The sequence below is a fragment of the Cupriavidus sp. 8B genome, from assembly GCF_054589115.1.
In genome coordinates this window covers 1-8,545 of sequence record NZ_BAAILO010000353.1, presented here as the reverse complement: position 1 = coordinate 8,545, position 8,545 = coordinate 1, and the positions used below count along the sequence as shown (strand labels likewise).

Below are 8,545 nucleotides of genomic sequence, written 5' to 3'. Positions count from 1 at the left end.
TAAGGCGATGCGAGTTTGGGTCCCGGCCGCTCTTTTCGTCGAATCCCGAGGGGGTGTCGCCCCATCCGGCGCGCCTTTTTTGCCTACTTTTTTGGCGAGACAAGAAAGTAGGTCGCCGCCCCGCAGGGGTGGTGAAACTGCAGTTGCTTTTGAAGTTAAGCCGTTGAATTTGAAGCTGATTTTTCAGTTGCAGTAGCAGACGCCGATGCAGCCAACCAGCAATCAAACCTCAACCACCTCCTCCCGCCCCACCTCAGCCCTAACCCCCTTAGCCCTCTCCATCGTCCGCACCACATGCCGCCGATGCCCCCGCCTGCGCTTCCACCAGATCAACACCCCGGTAACACCAAACATCAACGGCACCAAACCAAACACCGAAATAAACGCCCGCCCCACCAATCCAAACGCTTCTCCCGTATGCAACGGATACATCCAGTTAAGGAAAGTATCCCCAGCCGGCGCATCCATCGGATCGCGAACCCCAAGCCGCTTGCCCGTGTGGGGATCCAGCCAGAGCCGCGTAGCCCCACTGCCCTGGCGGACTTCGCCGGGCTGCCGCAACCGCACCTCAAACGGATCTCCCGCCTTGCGCGGAAAGCTGACCCGCGTCACCAGCGCCGCGGGATAAAGCGCCTGCGCCGCGCTCACGGCCTGTGCAGCACCTAGCAACGGCGTACCAGCAGGCGCCGCAGCCGATGCCGGCTTGCCAGGCGGCGATACCGTCATCACGCCAGCCACCATCGGCGTCACCCACTTGGGCAAATCCAGGTACCAGCCCGAAAACGCCATCGTAGCCAGCACCGGCGCCGCGAAAATGCCTGCCGTGCGATGCAGCGAATAATTGAAGCGCGACCACGAGCCGCCATGGCTGATGCGAAACGCATTGAGCACCGCGCGCGGCTTGAGCTTGGGCCACCACAGCACAACCCCGCCGATCACCAGCACCAGCAGCAGCATCCCGGTGATGCCCAGGATCGTCCGGCCGGTCTCGCCAGAGAGCAGGTAGTGGTGCAACTGGAACAAGGTCGGCAACAGCAGCGGGCGCGACAGGCCGGGCTCGCCCCAGACCCGTTCACCCTTCACCGTCAATGTGACGGGATCGACCATTACCTGGCGCGAGCGCCCGGCGTTGGGCGTGCCCTTGAGCGGGTACCAGGCAATAAACACCTCATGCGGCGCGGACGGCAGCATCAGCAAGGTGGGGCGGCCATAGTGCGGGTCGGCCTGCAGGCGGTCAGTGACCGCTTGCACCGTGGCCGTCGCCACCGGCATGGGGACTTCCGCCGAGGCCGCCAGTAGCTCCGGGTTGAGCATGGCATCCAGCTCGTCGCGCCAGGCAATCACGGTGCCGGTCAGGCCCAACATGACAAACAGCAGGCCCAGCCACAAGCCGAGGTAAAGGTGAATCTTGACGAAAACAACGCGCAGGCGGCCGGTGACCATGGGAAGCGGGGAGCAGATTGGGGGGTTGGGGGATTGTGGGGTTACGTTTTCGGACCCTATGCCAGCGTGCGATGAATGCGTCACACCGCCAAGATGAGAATGCGAAAGATTCGCGATTCTAACAGGCAGGGCTTGCCCATGCGCGACAAGCGCAAGACCGTGGCTGGGCTCGCCTGGATTGCGGCAGAATGTCGATCGTGCCCATTGCCGGCCCCGGACTCCCGCCCTGAAGATGATCCATTCCATCGAATTGCTCCCTGCCGGCCCCCACGATGCCGCGCTGATTGCCGACCTGCACACGCAAAGCTGGCGCCATGCCTACCGCGGGCTGTTGCCGGCGGATTACCTTGAGCAGGAGGCGCCCGTCCAGCGCCGGCAAGCCTGGCAGGCTCGCTTGGTGGAGGGCGCCGAAGGGCCGCTGGAAGTCACGCTCGTGCGCGTGGACGGCACGCCGGCCGGCTTTGCCTGCCTGCAACCCGAGGCCGAGCCGCAATATGGCGTGTACCTGGATAACCTGCATGTGCTGCCGGGATGGCACGGACTGGGGCTTGGCAAGCGCCTCTTCGCCCATTGCGCGCGGCGTGCCGCCAGCGGCTGGCCAGGGCAGCCCCTTTTTCTCTATGTACTGGAAGGCAACACCCAGGCGCGCGAGTTCTACCGGCGCCTGGACGGCATCGAGAGCGAGGTGTTCGACGACCAGTTTCCCGGCGCCGATCTGATCGTGGCCGTGCGCCGCGTGAGCTGGCCGTCGGTGGATGCCCTGCTCAGGCGGCTGGACGCCTGGCCAGCGCCGGCTGCTCCAGCCAGCCAATGATCGGCTGCCACTGCTCCCAGTCCCGCGCCACGCGTGACGGCGCCACATCCCACAGCGTCAGGCCGTGCGCGGCGAGCTGCACGTAGTTCTGGGTATCGCGCAGGAAGCCAAGCACCGGCAGCCCCAGCCCCGCGACAAAGCGCTGCAGCTGCTCGGCCGCGCGGGTGCGCAGGTCGACCCGCATGCCGATCACGCCCACCTCCACCTCGCCATGGCGCACGCGCTTGTCGTCGGCGAGCCGGGTAAGGAAATCCTGGGTGGCGAGGATATCGAACAAGGACGGTTGCAGCGGCACCACCACGCGGTGGGCCAGTTTCATCACATCGTTGAAGCGCCAGCCGTGCAGGCCGGCCGGGGTGTCCAGCACCACGTGGGTGGTGCCTTTGGGCGGGCGCGCGATCTGGTCGGCGCTGATGTCCCAGGTGCGGATGGCCGGCGCCGAGGCCGGGCGCAAGCCCAGCCAGGCCCGCGAGGACTGCTGCCGGTCCGTGTCGCCCAGCATCACGGCGTGACCGGTGCTGGCGAAGTAGCCCGCCAGGTTGGTGGCCAGCGTGGTCTTGCCTACGCCGCCTTTGGGATTGGCGATCACGACTACGGGCATGGTTGTCTCCGCAATGGCTTTCCATGGCGGCGCTGCCGGCGGGCGCGCCGCTCCGGGTTCCGCCATGGCCCTGCCATTTGTCGCGACCGGGCCCTGGCGGAGCGGGCCCGCCTGCGAGTTTAGCAGTTGCCGCCTGTCGGCGGCTGGGGCGGCCGGGCTGCTATGACGCCTGCCATGACGCCTGCAGCGGCGCCAGCAAGGCATCCATATCCAGGTGCGCGACGAGCGTGTCGGCCAGGCGCTCTAGCGAGGCCTCGCGCAGCGCGGCCAGGTCGACGCCCTCGGCCCGCGCCAGCCCGGCCCAGCGCAGCAGCGCGCCGCAAGCCTCGGGCTGGTCGAACAGCCCGTGCACGTACGAGGCCAGCACCTGCCCGTCCTCCGATTGCGCGCCGTCCGGGCGCTCGCCTTCCAGCCATAGCGCCGGGCGCGCCAGCGCGGGGCCGGTGGTCACGCCCATATGGATTTCGTAGCCTTGCACGGCGGCATCGTCCAGCGCCAGCCGGCCGCTCACCACGCGCAGCTGCTTGTGCGGCGCCAGCACGGTGTCGTAGTCCAGCAGGCCAAAGCCCTCGCTGCTGCCGGGCATGCCCTCGTTACCGTCCGGGTCGTCCACCCGCCGTCCCAGCATCTGCATGCCGCCGCAAATGCCGATGACCTTGCCGCCATAGCGCAGGTGGCGCAGCAAGTCCGGCTCCCAGCCATTGGCACGCAGGAAAGCCAGGTCGGCGCGCACGCTCTTGCTGCCCGGCAGCACGATCAGGTCCGCCGGCGGGATCGGCATGCCGGGGCCGATAAAGCGCAGGTCCACCTGCGGATGCGCGCGCAGCGCATCGAAATCCGTGTGATTGGAAATGCGCGGCAGCACCGGCACGATCACCCGCAGCAACTCGCCGCGCTTGGCCGCCTGCGCGCCGATGATGGCGTCCTCGGCATCCAGGTGCAGGCCGTGCAGGTAGGGCAGCACGCCCAGCACGGGCTTGCCGGTGCGCGCCTCCAGCCAGTCCAGCCCGGGCTGCAGCAGCGCGATATCGCCGCGGAAGCGGTTGATGATGAAGCCCTTGATGCGCGCGCGCTCCGATTCCGACAGGCAGTCCAGCGTGCCCACCAGGTGGGCGAACACACCACCGCGATCGATGTCGGCCACCAGCACCACCGGGCAGTCCACCGCTTCGGCAAAGCCCATATTGGCGATGTCGCGGTCGCGCAGGTTGATTTCCGCCGGACTGCCGGCGCCTTCCACCATCACCACCTCGTAGGCGCTCGACAAGCGCTGGTGCGAGGCCAGCACGGCCTGCATCGCCACCGGCTTGTAGGCGTGATAGGCACGCGCATCCAGGTCCAGCCGCGCTTGGCCGTGGATGATGATTTGCGCGCCGGTATCGCTGCTGGGCTTGAGCAGCACCGGATTCATATCGGTGTGCGGCGCCAGCCCGGCGGCAGCAGCCTGCAGGGCCTGGGCGCGCCCGATCTCCCCGCCGTCGGCGGTGACCGCACTGTTGAGCGCCATGTTCTGTGGCTTGAACGGGACCACGCGTACGCCAGCGCGTGCCAGCACTCGGCACAGGCCGGCTACCAGGGTGCTCTTGCCCGCGTCGGAGGTGGTTCCCTGCACCATCAAGGTACCGCGCAAGCCACCCGGCGGCGGCGCGCCAACGGCTTCAGAAGGATTTTTTTGCATCGTGGGATTATCGCATTGGCGCCCCGCGCCACAGCCTGCGCGCTGGCCATTGCGGGCGTGCGATCCATGGATGCGCCCGCTACAATACCCGGATGACCCCGGCCAACGCTTCCGCCACCGCCACCGCCACCGAGCCCGCCAGCGCAGCCAGCCATGCGCCGGCCAGCGAACGCTCGCCCCAGGCCGCAGCCGTGCCGCACGCCGCTGCCAACCCCGGCCGCGCGCGCCAGCTCACGCTGGTGCTGGGCGGCGCGCGCTCCGGCAAGAGCCACTTTGCCGAGCAGATGGCCACCGACCATGCCGCGGCCACCGGCGGCCCCGTTACCTATATCGCAACCGCGCGCCACGACCAGGACAGCGCCGACGAAGAGATGGAGGTGCGCATCGCGCTGCACCGCGCCCGGCGCCCGGCCGAGTGGGGCCTGGTCGAGGCGCCGCTGCATCTGGCGGATGCGCTATATGCCCACGCCACCCACGATGGCTGCATCCTGGTCGACTGCGTCACGCTGTGGCTCAACAACCTGCTGTTCCTCGATGCGCGCAGTTATCCCGAGCATGGCCTGGTAACGCCGCCGGCCGCCTTCACCGAGGAAATCGACGCGCTGCTGTCCGCGCTGCCCACCCTGCCCGGGCACGTGATCCTGGTCTCCAACGAGATCGGCTTCGGCGTGGTGCCGATGGGCGCCATCACCCGCTTCTATGTCGACGAGCTGGGCCGCCTGAACCAGAAGCTGGCCGCCGCCGCGGATCGCGTGCGCCTGCTGGTGGCCGGCATCCCTGTCAGCGTGAAAGGCGCCGGCCCGGCGTGATGTCTTCGCTGTCGTCGCTGTCTTCATGGTGGCCGTTTCCCCTATTCAGCTGGCAGGCCTGCGTGGCCGCTGCCGTGGCCGGCGTGTTGCTGGACCAATGGCTGGGCGAGCCGCGCCGCTGGCATCCGCTGGTTGGCTTCGGCCGCCTTGCGGCTGCACTTGAACACCGCCTGAACCACGGCGGCGCGCCGCTGCGCCAGCGGCTCACCGGCCTGGCCGCCTGGGCGCTGATGGTGCTGGTGCCGGCTGCGCTGGCCGCCTTGCTGGTGCACGCTGCCGCGCAGCTCAGCGCGGTGCTGGCGTGGCTGCTGCAAGCGCTGGCACTCTACGCGGCACTGGGCGCGCGCAGCCTGGCCCAGCATATCGCGCCGATCGCCACGGCGCTCGCGCAAGGCAATCTTGCCGAGGCGCGCCAGTTGACAGCACGCATCGTCTCGCGCGACACCACCGACGCGGATACCGAAGCGCTGGCCCGCGCCGCCTGCGAATCGGCGCTGGAGAATGGCAACGACGCCATCTTCGGCGCCTTGTTCTGGTTCCTGGTGGGCGGCGCGCCGGCCGTGATCGTCTATCGCCTTGCCAACACGCTGGACGCGATGTGGGGCTACCGCACGCCGCGCCTCATGTATTTCGGCTGGGCGGCTGCGCGGCTTGACGACGTGCTCAACCTGGCGCCCGCCCGCCTGACCGCGCTCTCGTACGCGCTGCTCGGGCGCACCGCCCAGGCGCTGCGCTGCTGGTGCGCGCAGGCGCCGGCGTGGTCCAGCCCCAACGCGGGCCCGGTCATGGCGGCCGGCGCCGGCGCCGTCGGCGTGGCGCTGGGCGGCCCCGCCCGCTACCACGGCGAGTGGGAGGAGCGTCCGCCGCTGGGCATGGGGCACGCGCCCGGCGCGGCCGATGTGCACGCCTGCCTGCGCCTGGTTCAACGCACGCTGTGGCTATGGCTGGCCGCCGCCGGCGCCAGCGCCGCCCTCCTCCACTACGGCATCGCATGAGTACTCCGATCCGCCACGGCGGCGACCTGCTCGCCGCCGCGCGCCGCCATGGCCGCCCCGTCGAAGACTGGCTCGATCTTTCCACCGGCATCAACCCGGACGGCTACCCCGTGCCCGCCCTGCCCGCCGACGCGTGGCTGCGGCTGCCGCAGGACGACGACGGTCTGGCGGAACTAGCCGCGCAGGCCTACGGCGCACCGCGCGCCCTGCCGGTGGCCGGCTCGCAGGCCGCCATCCGCACCTTGCCGCAACTGCTCAAGCCCGGACGCGTTGGCGTGGCGGTGCAGGGATACAGCGAATACGCACCCGCCTTCGCGCGCGCAGGGCATGAGGTAGTGCCGCTCGCGGAGACGGATTTCGCCCGTGCGGACCTGGCCGCGCAACTTGACCACCTCGTGGTAGTGAACCCGAACAACCCAACCGGGCGCACCCTCGCGCAGGCCACGCTGCGGGCATGGCACGCGGATCTCGCCACCCGCGGCGGCACGCTGCTACTTGACGAAGCCTTCATGGATTGCACGCCCGAGCGCTCGCTGGCCGCGCTGGCGGATCGCCCCGGCCTGGTGGTGCTGCGCTCGCTGGGCAAGTTCTACGGCCTGGCCGGCGTGCGCTGCGGCTTTGTGCTGGCCGAGTCCGCGTTGCTGGCCGCGCTGGCCGAGCAGCTCGGGCACTGGACCGTGGCCGGCCCGGCGCGCGCGGTGGCGCGCCTGGCCCTGGCCGATCGCGCCTGGCAGGCAGCAACACGTGAACGCCTGCAACAAGCCGGCATCCGGCTCGCGACGCTGCTGCGCAAGCACGGCCTGACGCCCGTGGGGCGCCCCTTGTTCAGCTGGGTGCCGCATGCCGATGCGGCGCGCCTGCACGAGGCCCTGGCGCGGCAAGGCGTGTGGACGCGGCTGTTCGACGCACCGGCGGGCATCCCTGGCGTATTGCCGAGCCTGCGCCTGGGTTTGCCACCAGCGCAGGAGTCAGCATGGCAACGGCTCGATGCGGCACTGGCCCAAGCCCAGGCAACAACGCGCTCCGACACAAGCACCCTTTCCAGCTAAACCCCGATGACGCCTATCTCGATCGCTGCCCGTGCCCTGCTGGTCCTCACCACACTGCTGGTCAGCGGCCTTTGCAGCCATGCCGGCGCCGCCGTTTCGGTGGTCGACGACGTCGGCCAGACGGTCACGCTGGACCAGCCCGCACGCCGCGTGATCTCGCTCGCGCCGCACGTCACCGAAATGCTCTACGCCGCCGGCGGCGGCGCGCGCATCGTCGGCACCGTCAGCTACAGCGACTACCCGCCGCAAGCACGCGACATCCCGCGGGTCGGCGACAACAAGGCACTGGATCTCGAACGCATCGCCGCGCTCAAGCCAGACCTGATCGTAGTGTGGCGCCACGGCAATGCGCAGAAACAAACCGACCGCCTGCGCGCGCTCGGCCTCCCGCTGTTCTACAGCGAGCCGCGCAAGCTCGAAGGCATCCCCAGCAATATCGAGAGAATGGGCGTGCTGCTCGGCACCGAACCCACCGCCAACAGCGCCGCCAACAGCTTCCGCCAGCAGATCGACAAGCTGCGCCAGACCTACGCGGCACGCCCGCCGGTGACCGTGTTCTACCAGGTATGGCAGCAACCGCTGATGACACTCAGCGGCCAGCACCTGATCAGCGACGTGCTCGCGCTATGCGGCGGGCGCAACCTCTTCGCCAACGAAGCGCTGCTGGTGCCCACGGTATCGGTGGAAGCCGTTGTAGCCGGCAACCCGGAAGTGATGATGACCGCCAGCATGGGCGCAACCCGCTCCGACCGCCCGCTGCCCGACTTCGCCATGTGGGAACGCTGGAAACAGGTCACGGCCGTGTCGCGCGGCAACCTCTACGCCATCGACGGCGACCTGGTCAACCGGGCAGGCCCACGCATCGCGCAAGGCGCGGAAGTCGTGTGCAAGGATTTGGACAATGCGCGGCGGAAACGGCCGACGCAGTAAGAGCAAGACAGGTCAAGGGTCAGGTCTGACATCTCGTACTTGACGAACGCCCGCCCTCTCCCCCGGCCCCTCATCCGCTGCGCGGGAGAGGGGAGCCAACCAGCGGGAGCAGAAACGACATCGTCAGGTGAACGATTCGGTGTAGCCGTGTTTCCCGCCCCCAGGCGGGAAACACCCACGCGCGATGCGAAGCGAGCCGTGAAGGTGTGCCAAGGCCGTATGGGGC

Annotated in this window: 9 protein-coding genes; 6 read left to right on the top strand and 3 right to left on the bottom strand. The window is 69.0% G+C overall.

The window, feature by feature from the left end; translation table 11 throughout:
• Nucleotides 1-196 (top strand): hypothetical protein (locus ACYP5B_RS34065; RefSeq protein WP_459572563.1); only part of this gene is annotated, 196 nt, incomplete at its 5' end.
• A gap of 26 nt (nucleotides 197-222) precedes the next feature.
• Here the strand turns inward: ACYP5B_RS34065 and ACYP5B_RS34060 are convergent.
• Entirely contained in the window at nucleotides 223-1,443 is a 1,221-nt protein-coding gene (locus ACYP5B_RS34060) for a PepSY-associated TM helix domain-containing protein (protein WP_459572562.1), read from the bottom strand.
• A 232-nt stretch (nucleotides 1,444-1,675) separates the two neighbouring features.
• Between ACYP5B_RS34060 and ACYP5B_RS34055 the strand changes: the two genes are divergently transcribed.
• Nucleotides 1,676-2,257, top strand: coding sequence for an N-acetyltransferase family protein (locus tag ACYP5B_RS34055; protein ID WP_459572561.1), 582 nt, complete (start codon nucleotides 1,676-1,678; stop codon nucleotides 2,255-2,257).
• Here the strand turns inward: ACYP5B_RS34055 and ACYP5B_RS34050 are convergent.
• On the bottom strand, nucleotides 2,208-2,858 hold the full coding sequence (locus ACYP5B_RS34050) for a ParA family protein (protein WP_253932404.1): 651 nt from the start codon (nucleotides 2,856-2,858) through the stop codon (nucleotides 2,208-2,210). The genes ACYP5B_RS34055 and ACYP5B_RS34050 overlap by 50 nt on opposite strands.
• Before the next feature lie 160 nt (nucleotides 2,859-3,018).
• Nucleotides 3,019-4,473: a cobyric acid synthase gene (locus tag ACYP5B_RS34045; protein WP_459572566.1), complete on the bottom strand. Its 1,455-nt coding sequence runs from the start codon at nucleotides 4,471-4,473 to the stop codon at nucleotides 3,019-3,021.
• Nucleotides 4,474-4,628: 155 nt separating this feature from the next.
• Between ACYP5B_RS34045 and cobU the strand changes: the two genes are divergently transcribed.
• From cobU to ACYP5B_RS34025, 4 genes are read left to right on the top strand one after another with little or no spacing between them, the layout of a single operon-like run.
• Nucleotides 4,629-5,345, top strand: coding sequence for a bifunctional adenosylcobinamide kinase/adenosylcobinamide-phosphate guanylyltransferase (gene cobU / locus ACYP5B_RS34040; RefSeq protein WP_459572559.1), 717 nt, complete (start codon nucleotides 4,629-4,631; stop codon nucleotides 5,343-5,345).
• Nucleotides 5,345-6,340: an adenosylcobinamide-phosphate synthase CbiB gene (gene cbiB / locus ACYP5B_RS34035; RefSeq protein ID WP_459572565.1), complete on the top strand. Its 996-nt coding sequence runs from the start codon at nucleotides 5,345-5,347 to the stop codon at nucleotides 6,338-6,340. The genes cobU and cbiB overlap by 1 nt, the downstream gene beginning before the upstream one ends.
• Nucleotides 6,337-7,389: a threonine-phosphate decarboxylase CobD gene (gene cobD / locus ACYP5B_RS34030; protein WP_459572558.1), complete on the top strand. Its 1,053-nt coding sequence runs from the start codon at nucleotides 6,337-6,339 to the stop codon at nucleotides 7,387-7,389. Before cbiB ends, cobD begins: the two co-directional genes overlap by 4 nt.
• A 6-nt stretch (nucleotides 7,390-7,395) precedes the next feature.
• Nucleotides 7,396-8,319: a cobalamin-binding protein gene (locus tag ACYP5B_RS34025; protein WP_459572557.1), complete on the top strand. Its 924-nt coding sequence runs from the start codon at nucleotides 7,396-7,398 to the stop codon at nucleotides 8,317-8,319.
• The last annotated feature ends 226 nt before the right edge of the window (nucleotides 8,320-8,545 follow it).